The sequence below is a fragment of the Streptomyces sp. NPDC093591 genome (genome assembly GCF_044764885.1).
In the GTDB taxonomy this organism is placed as follows: domain Bacteria; phylum Actinomycetota; class Actinomycetes; order Streptomycetales; family Streptomycetaceae; genus Streptomyces.
In genome coordinates, this window is record NZ_JBIWIY010000001.1 from 34502 (window position 1) to 50838 (window position 16337).

A 16337-nucleotide genomic window follows, 5' to 3' on the forward strand; every position below is an offset into this window, starting at 1 on the left:
GCCTATTTCGCCCTGCTGGTCCGGTTCGCTTTGGTGCGGGCGAGGCGGTAGGACTCGGTGCCGGTCTCGATCAGGGTGGCGTTGAAGGTGAGCCGGTCCACGATCGCCGCGCAGAGCCGCGGATCCGTGAACGTCTTGGACCAGCCCGTGAACGCCTCGTTGGAGGCGATGGCGATGCTGTTCTTCTCCTCCCGCTCGGTCAGCACCTGGAAGAGCATCTCGGCGCCGCGGCGGTCCAGTTCGAGGTAGCCGAGCTCGTCGATTTCGAGCAGGTCGACGCGTCCGTAGCGGGCGATGGTCTTGCCGAGTTGCTTGTCGTCGGCGGCCTCGACGAGTTCGTTCACCAGGCTGGCCGCAGTGGTGTAGCGGACGCGGTAGCCCGCCATCGCGGCCGCGGTGCCCAAGCCGATCAGCAGGTGGGACTTGCCGGTGCCGGAGTCCCCGATCAGACACAGCGGGTAGCCCTTGGTGATCCAGTCGCAGGTGGCCAGGTTATGGATGACGGCCGGGTCGACGTTGGGGTTGGCGCTGTAGTCGAAGTCGCGCAGGGACTTCTCGCGCGGGAAGTGGGCGGCCCGGATGCGGCGTTCGGCCCAGCGCCGGTCACGGTCCTCGCACTCGGCCATCAGCAGCTCGGCGAGAAAGCCGGCGTAAGAGAGGCCCTCGCGTTCGGCGCGAGCGATGGTGTCGGCGGCCTGGGCTCGCATGGTGGGCAGCCGGAGCATGCGGCAGGCGGTGTCGATCGCGGCGTCGGACGCCTGGGCGGTGAGCGCGTGATGAGCGGTAGTCATGATGAATCCTTCCGGCGCAGGTGGAGCAGTTCGTCCCACTGCTCCAGGCGGGGCAGAGGGCGGGCGTCTTCGGGCAGGGGCTCGGCCAGGCGACGCGCGCTGAGGTGGCTGACCTGCGGCAGCTGCGGGCCGGGCGGCTCGAAGGGGTCCGGCGGTGCCGGGGTGGCGGTGACGGTGGGGGCCCGGCCGGCGGCCTGGGCAGCCTTGCGGGCTTCCAGGGCGACCACATCCTCACTGCAACTGCTCAGGTCGACCGCGGCACGAAGGCCGGCGATCACGTCGGCGTGCAGCTGATGGCGGTGCAGCAGCAGAATCCTGACCAGGGCTTTGGTCCCTTCGCTCTCGCCGAGCTGCTGTTTGGCCAGGGCCCAGAACGCCTCGTGTTCGGCCGTGAAGGTGCCTTCGGCGCGGGCCTGGTGCAGTGCCTCGGAGCCCTGAAGCGCGCCGGGCTTGCGCAGCAGCACCTCCAGATAGTGGTCCAGAACCAGGTGTTCCAGACCCCGGCCGGCGAGCCTGACGTGACGGGCAATCTCGCGCCGGTTGTCGAACACGACCAGGGTGTCGCCGGTCAAGTGGACGGTCACCTTCCGGTCGATGAACCGGACCGGGACGGAGTAGGAGCACATCTTCACGGTGATCCGGCTGTAGCGGTCGACCCGCGGCTGGAAGGTCATGGCCGTCTCGAACGGCTCGGCCGGCAGCGGCAGCAGGTGCGGGGCCTCGCGGGCGAAGTCCTGGCCGATCGTGCGGATCCGCGAGCCAATCCGACGCTCCAACTCCCGTGCTTCAAATCCGGCGATCTGCCGGTTGAGATCTTCCAGCGTCTCCACGCGTGGGACAGGCGTGAGGTAGTTGCGGCGGAAATAGCCGACCTGGCCCTCCACTCCGCCCTTCTCGTGCGCGCCGCGAAGTCCTGGCTCGCAGTAAAACGGAGTGAAGCCATAGAACTCGCGCAGCGCGGTCCACTTCGGGTTCTCCTCGCGCAGCCGGCTGCGGAACATGACCTTGCTGACCGCCGGGGTGAGATTGTCGTAGCGCACCTGACCTGCCGGAACACCGCCCAGCACGGTCAGCGCGTGCACATGTCCCTCGAAGAACGCCTGCTGCCCGCAGGAGCGGGAGATCCGGTGCACCGACCGGCCTGAGTAGGCCAGGCGGAACGCGAACAGGTAGCACTTCACCCGCTGCCCGGCCAAGTCGACCCAGACCTCCCCGAAGTCGACCTCGGCGTCCGCGCCGGGGGCGTTGTGCCGGGTCAGGAAGCCCTCGACCGGCACCCCCTCTTCGGCGATCGCCCGACGGCGGGCGGTGACGAAGTCGCGCACCGTGGTGTAGGGCAGCGTGACGCCGAAATCCTCCTCCAGCCGCGTACCGATCCGCTTGGCGGTATGCCGCTGCTTGCGCGGCGCCTCCAGATCAGCACGGAGCCACTCGTCGACCGTCTTCTTGTACGGCTCCATCCGCGGTGAGATCCGTACGGGCCGCTTGCGCGGCTGAGGCACTGGCGAGGCCAACGCCTCCCGTACCAGACGCCGGTGCACCCCGTACTTCCTCGACAACGCCCGGATCGACAGCTGCTGCTGCCAGCTGTCGCGGCGGAGCCGGTCGAACAGCTCCTGCTTGGACAGGGACATCCGCAGCACCCACCCTCGGCGGACCACATCCACCGTGGCACCGCAAGACCCGAGGTGGGGCCACTTCGCCTCGCCACCACCCCTCAGTGCCCCCGAACGCCCCCCAAGTTGGGGCCAGTTGGGGTCGCCTCGGTGGGTCCGCTGAACGCCGCCCTAGCCACCCGCCACACACGGCACCTCTACATACGACACCCCCAGCGTGCTCACCCCTCACGACTAGATTCACTGTCAGGGAAGCCGAAGCGGCTGGGTTCGCTGTCAAGCGCCTCGATTGGTGTAGGAGCTCACTGTTCGCGGCATGTAGCGGTGCTGTGATCTGCGGCGATTCTGACGGTCTCACAGCTTGGCCAGTAGGTTTTGTCTCACGATCGCGCCATCTTCCGCTGGGTGCTTCAGACCCGTCCCAGACTGTGCGGGGCGCCGCGGAGCGGGTGGGCTGTCCTCTCGCCGCATGTGACTTGGATACGGCCGGATCGTTCACTGGGTGTGGGGGAACCTGGCATTCGTCTGCGTCGTGTGGGCTTGGTGTACCTCCTGCTGGCGGTCGGCGGCGCGGCGGGGGCTCTGTGGCTGACGCACTCTTTTCATCTGTCGACGGCGGAGACAGCAGTGACGCTGTCGCCTACAGCTGCCGGGTTGTATCTGTCGTGGGTTGCGCTGCGTTCGAGCCGCTCGGCACCTCCTGCAGAGCCCTCTCTTGAGGCCATCGCCGACCAGTTGGCGGTAGCTGTGCGCCGCCAGTGGGAGGCGGAGGCAGGGGTGCGGGGTGTGCACGATCCCCGGCCGCTTACCGTCGCATGGCGCGAGGCACCGGAGTGCCTGGTAGAGCAGTGGGGCCTTCTGCGGCGACTCGCGGAGGAACAGCGCGCTGTTTCGGGGCCCACGGCGTCGGGCTGGGCGATCGAGCCAGCCGAACTCGCGGGCAGCGGGAGGCAGATCATGCGTGTATTCCGTGAGCGGGTACCCACCCAGCGGCTGGTAGTCCTCGGCGGTCCCGGCTCGGGCAAGACCATGCTGCTGGTACGGCTGCTGCTTGATCTCATGGAAGGCCGATCCCCAGGCACCCCCGTTCCAGTGCTGTTTACGCTGTCATCGTGGGATCCGGCCGGGCAAGATCTCCAATCGTGGCTGGTGGATCGGCTGTTGCAGGACTTCGAGGAACTCGCGGCTCGCAGCCCGGACGCGTTCGGTGGTGTAAGCCGCGCTGAAGCTCTCCTGGCGCACCGACTCGTACTTCCGCTGCTGGATGGCTTTGACGAACTGCCGGCAGCGAGCAGGAGCACGGCACTTGATCAGATCAACAGTGCCCTTCCGGCGGGCCAGCCCGTGGTTCTCTCCAGCCGGGTGACGGAATACGGCGAGGCGGCCGCTGCCACCGCGGGGCTCCCGCGCAAGTTGACCGGCGCGGCGGGAATCGAACTGCTCCCGCTAGATCCCGCCGAGATCGCCGCCTATTTGCGCCGGGACGCTGGAGGGGCCGGAACGCCAGCTGCGGCCCGATGGGACCGCGTAGTCCATAGCCTGGGATCCGACGGGCCTGTGTCCCAGGCACTGAGCACACCTCTGATGATCTTCCTGGCACGTTCCATCTACAACCCTCGCACTGGAGAGTCCCCGGACGAAATCCCGGCCCCCGACGAACTGCTGGACGACCCGGCGCTCTCCAACCGGGCAGCCGTCGAGGCCCACCTGCTCGCAGCGTTCGTGCCCGCGGCCTACCGCGCCCACCCGCGGATTCGCTCACCGTGGTCCGCCGAACAGGCGGAACGAGCATTGCGGTGGCTCGCCCGACATATGGAGCGCGTACAGGTCGGCTCCGCTGACCTGGCTTGGTGGCACCTGCATCGTGCAGTTCCGAGCTGGTTGCCGCTGGTGATCCTTGGGGTACTCGCAGGTGCGATGGAGTGCACCGTGACCTGGGTGATCGAACAGGCCAGCGCCCACCTGCCCCTCTGGGTGGACGATCGTTACGCGCCTGGAATGGGGTGGGTGCAGGCTTCTTCAGGTGGGCTGATCGCAGGTCTTGCCGGCGGGCTCGCGGGACGAATTCCCGGTGGGTTGATCGGCGCCTCGATCGGTGCAACGAGCACGGTACTCGGCTACGGGGACGATGCTTTTGCCTCTTACCAGTACTCCTTTACCTGCGAGGTGCTGACGACCGGCCTCATCTACGGATTCGTCGGGGGGCTCATGGGCGAGCTCGCCTCCGGGCTCGCGGCCAGACGAGCAGGCGCGGAGCACACCTCCGGGCTCCGATGGAGCTGGGGGGCGGCCCTCCTCGGCATCGTGTTGGGTGCTGGCTACATGTACGTTCAGACGCTGGACTACGCAAGGCCATGGGACCTGTTGCCACTCGGCCTGGGGTTGGCGGGCTTCTTCGGGCTTGCCGGGGGCCTAGCGGCTGGGCAGGCCAGGCGCCGCAACGAGGCACCGCCAGCGGCGAACGCACGGTGGTCCTGGGACTGGGGAGGTCTGCTGACCGGCCTGGGTGGGGGCCTCGCCGTGATCGCGCCGGCGTGGTCGGTGCTCTTCTTCCAACTGGGACTCACCAAAGGACTCGCAGCCGACCTGACCAGGATGAGCGGGCTTCCTTCGTTTGGTTCCACCTTTGCGGCAGGTGCCCTCGCCGCGTACTGCCTCGTAGGTGGTATCACCCAGGGCATCAAGGGAGCAGCCGCCGATCTAACACGCGCTCCGTCACCGGCCGCGCTCCTTACACGTGACCATCGCACATTCCGCAGGCTTGGCCGGGTAACGGCAGCAGCGGTGGCAGTCGTTCTCGGGCTCGTGGTCTGGTGTGCCTCCTCGCCGGAGCTCGCGCCCACAGCTCCGGACGGGTACGGCTGGGAGTCCGTCGACTGGGTCATGACCGTTCCCAAGCTGCTGCGTGCCCTAGTCATAGGATCTTTGGTCGGAATCTTGGTCGGCCTCGCAGTCGCCTGGAACCAGACCGCGGGAGGCTCGTTTTTCATCGCGCGCGGCTATCTGGCAGTACGCCATCGCTTGCCCTGGCGGCTGATGGATTTTCTCGCCGACGCTCACGAGCATCGTGGGGTACTTCGCCAGTCCGGCGCTGTGTACCAGTTCCGACACGTCGAACTCCAGCGGCACCATGCGGCTGGCACGCGCCGACGGTGACCTCTGAATCGCAGTCTCACCACCATGCCGTATGCGGCATCCGCACGGCATTGGCCGTGAGATTACGGCATGGAGCGCGAGATCCTACAGGATGACAAAGGACAACAGTTCTGGTGAAGTCGGCCCGGGGTGCGGTGCCGGTCTTTCGACCGGTCCGTTTCCCCGGAGCCGCTTCCCGAACCGGGCATGCGACTTGGCACCGCACCCGGCTCTCCACAAGCCCCGAGGGGCTTCGTGGTGGTTGCCCTCATCCCGTGGCGTCCCAGGGAGTGGGAATCGCCATGCCCCGGTAGCGGTAGCGAGTGGTGCCTACCGTGATCGGGTTGAACAACTCCCGGGTCTCACCAGTCCACCAGGATCTGCGGCCGCAGTAGCGGCGGAAGATCTTCCTCCGACCCGTCTTGGGGTGCTTGCGCTGCACCCATCTCCACACCATGTGCCACAAGTAGTTGCGCAGGTAGGAGAAGGTCGCGAAGGACACCCCGGGCCGGAAATAGGCGCACCAGCCCCGCACCGCCGGATTGATCCTGGCGAGCAGGGCGTCGAGCGGCTGGTTCGTTCCGACCTGTTGGCACAGCGTCTTGGCCTTGACCATGATGGCCCGCAGGGCCTTCTTGGCCGGGTAGGTGTAGACGTAGTACCGGTTGGTGCCTGGTTTGCGGTGGCGTTGGATGCGCCAGCCGAGGAAGTCCAGGCCCTGCTCGATGTGGGTGATCAGAGTCTTCTCCTGCGACAGCCGCAGGCCCATCGTGGAGAGGAGTTCCGCGATCTCGTCGCGCAGCGCCTCGGCGTCTGCCTTGGTACCGTGAACCATCAGGCACCAGTCGTCCGCATACCGCACCAGGCGGTAGTTGGGCAGACCTCGGCGTCGACGCCTGCGGCGCTCGTTGAGGTCAGTTCCGGCGCCTCCGGGGCCTGGGCGATGTGCTCGTCCAGGACCGAAAGTGCGACGTTGCTGAGCAACGGCGACAGGATCGAACCCTGCGGGGTGCCGGTGTCGTTGTCCCGCAGCAGGCCGTCCTCGCTGAGGATGCCTGCCTTGAGGAACGCCTTCACCAGGGCCAGGACGCGTTTGTCCCCGACGCGTGCTCGCACCCGCTCCATCAGGGCGGTGTGCGAGATCTCGTCGAAGCAGGCTTTGATGTCGCCCTCCACGATCCACTCGTACTTCTTGGACGTGAGCAGGCGCACCTCGGCCACCGCGTCATGAGCCCGGCGGTTCGGGCGGAACCCGTAGGAGCACGGGAGGAAATCCGCCTCGAAGATCGGCTCCAGCGCCAGCTTCAAGGACGCCTGCACCACCCGGTCGGTGATCGTCGCGATCCCCAGACGACGCAGCTTGCCGCCCGACTTGGGGATCATCCGCTCCCGCACCGGCATGGGCTGGGAACTGCGGTCCTTGATCTGCGACCGCAGCACATCGAGGAACTCCTCGACTCCCACCCACAGCGCGATGGACGACGCCGTGCGTCCGTCCACCCCGGCCGTGCGTGCACCCTTGTTGCCCCGCACCCGATCCCAAGCCACCAGCAGGAAGCCCGGGTCGGCAACGAGATTGAACAGATCGCCGAACCTGCGATGAGGATCACCACGGGCCCAACGGTGCAGCTTGGTCTGGATCTTCAGTACCCGGCGCTCCGCCTCATACAAGGCGCGCTCCTGCTCGTCGGTATTCACCGGCGACCTCCCGACATTCCAGTACGTCAGCCACTGACTTGCTGGCCCCCTTGGCCCTGCGACCGGCTTTCCCGGTCTCCACGACGGGTCGTTACTCCCGCGACTACTACGGGGCCTCCGCCCCACCCACAGCCATCAGTCGGCAACGGGCCTGCCCACCACCGAACTGGCTGTCCGGCAGCTCGGGCGACCGCGGATGGTTCCCACGTTCACCATGCAATCGATCGGTCAGGGAGGCGCCCAGCTCTACTCCGGCAGCATCGCCACGCCTACGCCGCAGGCTTTCAACGTGGCCTCCCCACCGGAAAAGGAAATCCGGCTTCGGAGTTGACCCGTCCACCCGAGGACGGCCGAGTCACGCGCTGCATACCGGCCCGTATCCACCAGGTTTGAGCCGGCTCGCTGCTTACGGAGCTTCATCCACTGGTTCGCTCTCGCTACACCTTCTGACCTCGCTAGACGGACCCACGCCGTCCGGTAGTCCCGGCACGTCCCGCCGTTGTCGGGGCCGCTTGCCACCCTCCCCGGCGTTCCCCGGGCCGGGCTGCCCCCAGCTTCACCAGGCCGCTGCGACGGCCCGGAGGAGAAGGTCTTTCACCTCCACTCGATTGCGTAGCGCCTCGTGGCGCACTCCTTTGACAGCGAAGTTAGTCGTGTGAAGCGCGCTGACCTGGGCCGACTGACTTGGATGTCAAGGCGGCTAGGTCGGTCTCCGCGAGAGTCGTCCCGGGCACACGACACACGCGCGGGCACGGCTAAACCACCATGATCGATATTAAGCAACCTCTGACGTCACTCGTGCCGTTTTCGTACCGGCTGACGGGGGTGCCGGAGCGAACGGGGTACTGGATCGGCATCGGGTGCGGCTACGTCCGTGCGAACCCTTAGTGAAGAAACCACCCGGTGGCGAGGCAGGCACCGAAGGTAAGATCAACGACATCGTTGGCGATCAGCACGGAAGGGGGATGGCGCGTGCTGCCAGAGGCTTTGACGGTACTGGCGACCGCCGGAGGAACCGCAGTGGTCCAAGCCGCAGGCACGGATGCCTGGGAGGGGTTCCGTCGGCGGGTGGCTGTGTGGTTCGGGCGTGGGGACGCTGAGCGAGAGTCCGGTGAACTGGCGCGTCTGGACCAGACCGCGGCCGACCTGGCCACGCTGGACGCGAACGACGGCGCATCGGCCGAGCGGATCCGCATCCGACAGGAGGCGCTGTGGCAGGCCCGGTTCGAGGGCCTTCTTGAGGGCCTCGCGCAGGAGGAACGCGACCGTGCCACCGCGGAGTTGCAGTCGCTGCTGGACGCACACCGTGCGTCCGGGACAGTCGTCGGGGACGGCAGCCTGGCCGTCGGCCGGGACCTGAACGTCAGCTCCGACAACGGCTCGGTCGCCGCTGGAGTGATCAACGGAGGTGTGCACCTGGGCCCCCCTCCACCGCCGGTTTCGTTCCAGGGCTGAACGAACCGGCTGACCACCCCAGCCCGCTCCCTTCCTCCGCCGACTCCACCGCGTCGGCGTCACACGTCGTCCAGGCCAGTCACCACGGCGTGGCCGTCGGGCGCGCCGACCAGATCTCGTATTACGGCAATTCCCGTCCCCCCGCGGCGTGGCCGCTTCTCGTGGGAGTCATTCCGGCTGCGGTGCGTTGCTTTCAGCCGCGTCCCGCGCTCGACGAGGGCACGGGGCTCACGGGGCCGGTGGACACCGCGGGCGTGTCGACCGCCGTGCGCTGCACGGTATTTGTCGGCACCGCGGGTGTGGGCAAGACGCAGCAGGTGGCCCGGATTGCGCGCGGGGCCTGGCGGGATGAGCAGGTCGATCTGCTCGTGTGGGTCACGGTCACCGACCGTATGGCGGTCGTCGCCGGATACGCCCAGGCCATGGCCGAGATCACCGGGACGGACACGGCCACCGGCTCGGGCACGGCCGCGAGCGAACGTGGGGCGCAGGCGTTCCTCGCCTGGCTGCGGCCTGGCGCCGAGGGTGCGCGACGCCGCTGGCTGATCGTCCTTGACGACGTGGTCGACCCCGAGGATCTGCGGGGCCTGTGGCCGCCCGATCACCCGGACGGCCAGGTCCTGGTCACCACACGGCGCCGAGACGTCGCCCAGCCCGGGCTGAACCGCCTGGTGGTCCCCGTGGCGGGTTTCACGCCCCACGAGGCGTCTGCCTACCTCGCCGAGGTGCTGGCCGAGTACGGGCGTACGGACGCTGCGGCCGATGAACTCGCCGCCTTCGCAGATACGTTGGGATACCTGCCGCTGGCCCTGTCGCAGGCCGCTGCCCATCTGGCAGGCGCCGGGCTGGGCTTGGCGGCGTATGTCCGCCTGCTGGACGAGTACGACTTGCTCAGCGGGCCCGGCGAGCGGGACGGGGGGCGACCTCGCCGCGGGCAGCCGCTCGCTGAACTCGTGCCCGGCCCCGGTGCGTTGCCCGACGACCAGGACTTCGCCGTACCCGAGGCGTGGCGTTCATCGCTGGAGCGGGCAGACAGGATGCCCTCGGGCGACCTGGCACGTCCGCTTCTGGAGCTGGCCTCTCTGCTCCCTGACGCGGGGATGCCCGAATCCGTCTTCCACAACTCCGCCGCCGCGGAGTACCTCCACAAACACCGCGCCACCGCGCCATCCGGCCCGATGCTCCGGCCGGACGAGCGTCACGCTGCGCTCCAGATGCTCGAGGCGGACGAGGTTCGCGGGGCGCTCCGTCTGATGGACCGCCTGGGGATCATCGACTACACACCAGGCGCCTCCTATCGCGCGGTGCGCGTGCACCCGGTACTACAGCGCGCGACGCGCGAGTCACTGCCCGCCGATCGCGTACGGAAGCTCGGCAGGACAGTCGCGTCAGCACTGGAGAAGGCTGCCGACGCGCACGGCAAGGACCCCGGTTTCGCCCCGGTACTCCGCGACGCCGTCGACGTGCTCCGCAGACACGCCGATTCGGCTCTCTGGGCGGGCTGGTCCTACCACGGACCCGATGCGTTTTCCGGCCTCGAAGGCAACGGCCCGAGCCCGGTCGACCACGGCCTGCTCTACCGCCTCGGTGAGGTGCTGGGGACGACCGGCCAGGCGCAGGCAGCCGTCGCCTACTTCGAGCGGCTGGCCGGTGAGGCACTTCACCGCCAGGGCCCCTACTCTCCGGGCCTCGAATTCGCCCGTCTCCGTCAGGCCCACTGGCAGGGCGAGTCCGGCGACGCTACCGGGGCCGTGGCAGCGTACGAAGCGATCCTCGACCAGCAGAGCCGCTTCTTCGGCCCCCACCACAAACGCACCCTGGACACCCGGGCCGCCCTGGGCCGCTGGCGCGGCGCCGCGGGTGACGCGGCCGGTGCGGTAGCCGCATACGCCGAACTCCTGTCCTTGCTGCAACACCACTCGTACCCGAACTCCCCGGACATCCTCGGCGCACGGGCCGAACTCGCACGCTGGCAGGGCGAGTCAGGGAACCCGTACGGGGCGGCGATGGCGTATGAGGCACTCCTGACCGATCTGATCCGCGTACTGGGCGAGCACGGTGGGCTCCAGCATCCGAAGGAGGGCGGCACTGGCCCGTACCGGAGCGGCCTGGAAGATCTGACGGCGCTCTCCAATTGGGTGAAGGTGTTTGACGCGCACCACGGCCACGCGCACTGGCGCGGCCGGGCTGGAGACGCTGCCGGGGCCGCGGCGTCCCTCACATACCTGCTGAACCAGCAGATACAGATACTCGGCCCCGACCATCCCCGGATCTTGGCCACACGTGAAGAACTGGCCCACTGGGAGGAACGCGCCCGAAACCGGTGAATCTGCGGGCACGACCTCCCTCACAGAAGCCGATATGGCTGGGTTAGCTACCAAACACCTCGATTGGATGACAAGGTACAAGGTTGCCCTTTGGTAGCGAAGTTAGTCGTGTGCGGCGCGCTGACCTGCGGCGACTGGATTGGATGTCAACGAGTCTGCTGGTGCTGATGTCGTTCGGGATCGCGTGTAGTCGATGTAGTGGCGGATGCTGTGGTATTTGACCAGGTAGTCGTGGTGGTCCATGAGTTCTATCCAGATCTGCCTTTTGTTCAGATCTCTGCTGATCATGCTCTCGATCAGGTCGGCGAGTTTGCCTGTGATGGGGTCGGCCAGCTGCCCCGTCTCTGGTGGTCAGGCGCGGGATCTCCAGGGCGAAGCGGATGTCCCAGCAGCGGAGGTTGTAGCGCTTTGCGAGCGTGCGGATCCGTGTGCCTTTCAGGGCCTCTTGGGCGATGCGGTGCGCCAGGTCCTGGCGCTGAGCGAAGGGATTTTTCCTGGGGAGGCGTCGGCGTGGTCTGTTGGCGCCGCCCAGGGCGCCGGCGTCAGCAAGGGCACGCTCGAGTGCCTCGGGCGAGTGGCCTGCGACCGCGGCGAGGTGTTCGAGGAGCGGCCTGGCGAACCACTGCGGTGGGCCGGAGAGATAGCAGTGCAGGAAGCTGGGCTTGAGATGGTTGGCGCGAGCCAGGCGCCGGATGTACGAATCGGCGGATTCACCAAGGCAGGGGCGGAGCCGGACCGGTAGTGGCGCAAACCGGGGCGGCAGCTCGCTGTTCATCGGGACGTTGCGGTCTTCGTGGCCATCGACGCCGTGGTGTGGGCGGTGTGGTCGAGCGGGATGCTCTGGAGACTCTTCTTGGTGATCTTCTCGGTGCCGGTGAGGATGGCGTCGATCGCGGCTCCGCGGATGGCGTGGGAGAGGGATCCGATCATGCCGCCGGTGTGGTCGTGCAGGAAGCGGTCCATGTCCGTGAGCGTGCCCTGGCGGTGGTCGTGCAGCCGCAGGGCGTCCTCCATCGTGGCGACCAGGCCCTTCCATTCGTTGTTGTAGGGGTAGGGGCGGGAGGGGATCAGGGTGAAGCGCCCGGCGATCTGGGCGCCTCGCGTCCCGGACAGCAGGCTGGATTCGGCGATGTCGATGCCGGCATAGACGAATGTGGCGGGCAGGCGCTCGGAGAAGTACTTGAGAGTGTCGGCGACTTCGGCGCCGTGGCGGCTGGTGAGCGAGATGTTGTGGAGTTCATCGACCAGCACCAGACCGGTGCGCGTGTCGGTGCAGACGCCGACCACGGCCTCGATGATGTCGGTCATGTTCGAGCGGGCCCGCACCGGCAGGCCCAGGAAGCGCGCGAACTCGGTTGCGATCATGCGGGCGGTCGCGGCAGGCGGGACGGTGACGTAGACGACCGGGATGCGGTCTGTGACGCGTGGGTGCCGGGCCCGGTCAAGGAGTTCGTGGGAGCGTCCCAGCTGGGTGATGGCGATGGTCTTGCCGGTGCCCGCCGGGCCGGAAACGATCAGCCCACGGCGGGCGCTGATCGCGTGGCGGTTGAGCAGGATCAGTCGGCGGCCGCAGATCGCCGTCTTCTCGACGAACGAGGTGGCGATCGTGAGCATGCGGGCGTGGTGGTCCAGGCGGTCTTCGTCGTAGAGGTCCCGCTCGGACGCTGGCTTTCGCTGCCAAGCGCTCCGGGACGACAGGGCCGGGGGTGCGGGCGGCCCGTCGATGAACCTGCGCCATCCAGTCAGGGTGTTCAACTGTCGGCCGGCCTCGGCGTCGGCCTCCCGCAATACGGTCCGCCGGGCTGCCGGCTTGGAGATGGTCACGGGCGCCTCCAGGGGTTGGCAAGCGGGTCGAACAGACCCAACGGGATGACCTTGGCCAGCGAGGTGTCGGTGTCCTCATCCGTCGGTTCGCTGTCGGCCGGCGGATCGGGGATCTCCCGGCCCGGGGCGGTCGCCCGGGTGCGGGCGGCGACCCGGCGATCTTTCTGAGACCGTTTGGCCGGAGGGTTCTTCTCGTCTCGGGGGCCGTCGTGGGCGCGTTGGAGCAGGGTGGCCGCCGCATCCGCGATTTGTGCCTCGTTGCCGCCCGGGACCTGTTGGCGGGCGTGGTCCCAGGCCATTTCGCCGAACGGGACGCCAACGCGGTGCAGGTGCCGCCAGAACACGGTGATCCACCGGTCGTTCTCGCCGCGTCGGTCGCGTACCCAGATCCGGGACACGTCGTAGGGGTCGTGGTGGATCTCCCACAAGCCCTTCTTCTCCGCGACCCCGGAGCGCTGACGCCGTAGCGGGTTCAACTCGGGGCTGTCGTAGGTGCGGTGGTTGATCTTGATGCCGTAGGCGTTGATCGCCTGCCACCGTTCCGGCAGCAACTCGACGTAGTCCTCACCGCTCAGCGGGGCTGGAACGTAGCCGCTCGACTCCAGCAGCATCGTGTACTTCTCGTTCGGCGAGAAGGCCCGCTTCGGTGCGTCGGGGTCGCGCAGGGTGTCATGCGGCCGGTTCTGCCAGACAGCGACGATCCACTCGTCCAGCAGTTCCTGCAGCTCGGGCAGCGACCACAACGGCCCGTCCTCCAAGTGTCGGCCGCGGCGGTCCACCGATCGGCCGGTGTAACCCGTGACAAACTGCGCGAACAGCGTCGCCACCGAGCCCAGGGTCTTCTCGATCACTCCCTTCTCGAAGGGCGACGCCTTGTGTGTCGGCTGCAGCGTGATGCCCAAAAAGCGGCAGGAAGCCCGGAAGTTGTGCGAGATGAACACCTTTCCGTGGTCGCAGACGACCGTCTCCGGTACGATCACCGGCCTCGCAGCCGCATGCTCCAGCCGCTCGTCCAGGGCCAGCATTCGCCGGTGCGGCAGTACCGACCGAGACATGCGTAGTGACTCCGGCCAGCCCGGACGCACCCTCTCCGGCGTGATGCTGCGGGCCACGAGGGCGGAGGCATCGGCCGCCTTCGTCGTCGGCCGCAGCACCGCAGCAGTGATCGACCTGGACGCGATATCGACGAGAGCGGTCAACTCGACCTTCTCCGCGATGCCGTCGTCCAGCCGCACCAGGACATCCAGCGGACTGGAGTCGATCTGCATCAACTCGCCCGGCGCGACGGCCGGCACCTCCCCGAACGGGCCGGCCGGACGCGCATGCACCGAGCGGCGTGTGGTTGCCGAGCCGGTCGCATGTGTCCCGGCAGCCAGTTTGTCGAACAGCCGGTAGAGCGTGCGATCCGTAGGCAGCTCGATGCCGTCGCCATCCTCGCCGGACGCCACGATCTGTTTCGTCCGCCAGATGATGAATCCGATCGTCCTTGAGGAGGCATCGCCCGTTTCGTCGATCGCCTGCCGCATCGCTTCGACCACCGCGGGGGCGATCCGGCCGAAGGGGGGCAGCTGCTTGGCCGACCGGCCGTCGGCCAGCCCGACAAGCCCGTCGCGGCGATAGCGATGACGCCGCTGCTTGATGCCACTGGCCGTCACCCGATGGCCCGCCGCCGTCAACTCGGCCGCCTTGGCCCGCTCTCGTTCAGCCAGCGAGTGCAGCCTGGGGTCGAACTCCCGTCGCGGCACTGCCCCTTGGGGAGCATCCGGCGGCAAACCGTGCAGCACCTCCAGGATGTGGCTCTCCCACCAACGGGCCTGGTCAGCGGCTGTCTTGGGGAACTCTGCGATCCGGGCAGTCGGCGGAACCCGCCGCCCCTCCTCTGTCATCTGGCGCCCCCACTGGCCAGGTGCACGACCGTGTGCGGGCCCATCAGCTCGACCGCCAACCCCTCGGCGGACAGCTCCTGCCGCCACAGCAGGTGGAACAACACGGGTAGCGTCGCGAGCCGGTCGCCAGCCCTATCGGCCCCGGACAAGAGCGGTCCCGGTTGCGAGAAAACCTCCATCAGCCGGACCGCGACCGGACGCTGACGGCAGCGGGGGTGACGGTAGCGCGACAGCCACCGCACGTTCGCCAGCAGCACCGGCTCCGGCGTCCCCACCCGCTCGAAGCCCCACCCGGCCTCGGCGCAGGCCCTGCGCGTTACTTCGAACGCTGCGGCATCGCGCGGCGCGATCCAATCGTCGGCGCGGACATCGACGACCACGGCCGAGCCATCCGCGCGGCGCACGAAGAAGTCCGGGGCATGCCGGCGCTCACGCGTCCCGTCGTGCCAGTGCAGCCAGAACGGCTGGGAGGCGATCCCCACCACGGCGGGGTCGAAGTCCATGAGAACGAGACGGTCCCGCTCCAGCCACGACTCGAAGCCGACGTGCTGCCTGGTCGTCGCCGCCCAGTACCAGCCCGGGAAATGGCGCCCACCTGGCGGCCACCGAAACGGCCGTACCGGACGAGCGTCCTCGAACCTGACCGACACACAGTCCAACAGCGGACGTCGTCGACGCTCGCGCTTGCCCTCCACGCACGACACCTCGACGTACGGCACGACCTCGTCCGCCTCAGCCGATACCGACATACGGCACCCCCAGCCTGCTCACCCCTCACGACTAGATTCACTGTCAGAGAAGCCGAAACGACTGGGTTCGCTGTCAAACGCCTCGATTGGATGACAAAGGACAGGATTCGCCCACGGCAGACGAGAAAGAGCCCCAAGGGACTGGAACCTCCGCCGGGACCATGTCAACGTACAACGTCCCGGAAAACACCAGGTCAGTGAAGGGATGCGGGCTTTAGGTCGACCGGCATGCAGGCCGCACGCCTTGGGAGCCCGTACTCCCGCTCTACTCAGTCTCGCCGCCGAGACCCGTTCCAAGGAGGCCCGTCTGCCGAATCCCGCTCTCCGATCCGCTCGCCTCACTCTTCCCATCCTCTTGGTGCTCGGCGTTCTGAATGCGTGGACCGCGCAGGAGACGGAAGACTATGGCGCGCTCTCCACGGCGCTGTGTCTCTGCGCCTGCGCGGCCGGGCTGTTCGGGGAGGACCTGGTGCAACAGGGCTACCGTCGTGATCGAGTGGTTGTCGCGCACGTCGCGGTGCACCCCGGAGCCGCACCCCGACAAGTCGCCCGAGCCGTTGGAGCCCCCGAGCGGGTCGTGGCCCGTAGCCTCAGCCGACTCACCTAAGACGGGCTTCTGATGGTCGTCACGGACGGAGCGATCCCCGCTCTCCGGTGCTACCGGCTGTCGTCCTGACGGAGACGACAGGGTGTCCATGGACGACCCCCTCTTCGTGCTGCGCGATACATAGCAGACGATCCCCGGTTAGCGAAACCGGTGATCGTGCAGAGCATTGATGGTGTTCGCACTCGGCTGTGCTTGGTGGTGGAGTCGTGGCGGACGCAGTTGGCAGTGCCGCACGCATTCGCGAGGAGG

At 67.8% G+C, this 16337-nt stretch carries 10 protein-coding genes; 3 read left to right on the forward strand and 7 right to left on the reverse strand.

Features of this window, described 5'->3' with window-relative positions:
* Positions 1-2 precede the first annotated feature (2 nt).
* Both istB and istA read right to left on the reverse strand, forming a co-directional pair.
* Positions 3-791, reverse strand: a complete 789-nt coding sequence (gene istB, locus ACIREI_RS00160) for an IS21-like element helper ATPase IstB (RefSeq protein ID WP_403325418.1) — start codon at positions 789-791, stop codon at positions 3-5.
* Entirely contained in the window at positions 788-2425 is a 1638-nt protein-coding gene (gene istA, locus ACIREI_RS00165; RefSeq protein ID WP_403325421.1) for an IS21 family transposase, read from the reverse strand. The genes istB and istA overlap by 4 nt, the downstream gene beginning before the upstream one ends.
* A 525-nt stretch (positions 2426-2950) precedes the next feature.
* Here istA and ACIREI_RS00170 point away from each other — a divergent pair.
* Positions 2951-5563: an NACHT domain-containing protein gene (locus ACIREI_RS00170; protein ID WP_403325424.1), complete on the forward strand. Its 2613-nt coding sequence runs from the start codon at positions 2951-2953 to the stop codon at positions 5561-5563.
* Between the two features lie 247 nt (positions 5564-5810).
* Here ACIREI_RS00170 and ACIREI_RS00175 read toward each other — a convergent pair whose 3' ends face one another.
* Together ACIREI_RS00175 and ACIREI_RS00180 are read right to left on the reverse strand one after the other, a co-directional pair.
* Positions 5811-6377, reverse strand: a complete 567-nt coding sequence (locus ACIREI_RS00175) for a group II intron maturase-specific domain-containing protein (RefSeq protein ID WP_403325426.1) — start codon at positions 6375-6377, stop codon at positions 5811-5813.
* Complete coding sequence (locus ACIREI_RS00180) at positions 6377-7240, reverse strand: reverse transcriptase domain-containing protein (protein ID WP_403325429.1); 864 nt, start codon at positions 7238-7240, stop codon at positions 6377-6379. Before ACIREI_RS00180 ends, ACIREI_RS00175 begins: the two co-directional genes overlap by 1 nt.
* Before the next feature lie 1020 nt (positions 7241-8260).
* Here ACIREI_RS00180 and ACIREI_RS00185 point away from each other — a divergent pair.
* Together ACIREI_RS00185 and ACIREI_RS00190 are read left to right on the forward strand one after the other, a co-directional pair.
* Positions 8261-8695, forward strand: coding sequence for a hypothetical protein (locus ACIREI_RS00185; RefSeq protein ID WP_403325432.1), 435 nt, complete (start codon positions 8261-8263; stop codon positions 8693-8695).
* A 254-nt stretch (positions 8696-8949) separates the two neighbouring features.
* On the forward strand, positions 8950-11022 hold the full coding sequence (locus tag ACIREI_RS00190; protein ID WP_403325435.1) for an NB-ARC domain-containing protein: 2073 nt from the start codon (positions 8950-8952) through the stop codon (positions 11020-11022).
* Positions 11023-11793: 771 nt separating this feature from the next.
* On the opposite strand, the gene ACIREI_RS00195 is transcribed toward ACIREI_RS00190, so the two are convergent.
* Genes ACIREI_RS00195 through ACIREI_RS00205 form a run of 3 tightly spaced genes read right to left on the reverse strand, consistent with a single transcriptional unit; the run spans position 11794 to position 15481 of the window.
* On the reverse strand, positions 11794-12846 hold the full coding sequence (locus tag ACIREI_RS00195) for a TniB family NTP-binding protein (RefSeq protein ID WP_403325438.1): 1053 nt from the start codon (positions 12844-12846) through the stop codon (positions 11794-11796).
* On the reverse strand, positions 12843-14732 hold the full coding sequence (locus tag ACIREI_RS00200) for a Mu transposase C-terminal domain-containing protein (RefSeq protein WP_403325440.1): 1890 nt from the start codon (positions 14730-14732) through the stop codon (positions 12843-12845). The genes ACIREI_RS00195 and ACIREI_RS00200 overlap by 4 nt, the downstream gene beginning before the upstream one ends.
* Positions 14729-15481, reverse strand: coding sequence for a TnsA-like heteromeric transposase endonuclease subunit (locus ACIREI_RS00205; RefSeq protein WP_403325442.1), 753 nt, complete (start codon positions 15479-15481; stop codon positions 14729-14731). Before ACIREI_RS00205 ends, ACIREI_RS00200 begins: the two co-directional genes overlap by 4 nt.
* Positions 15482-16337 lie beyond the last annotated feature (856 nt).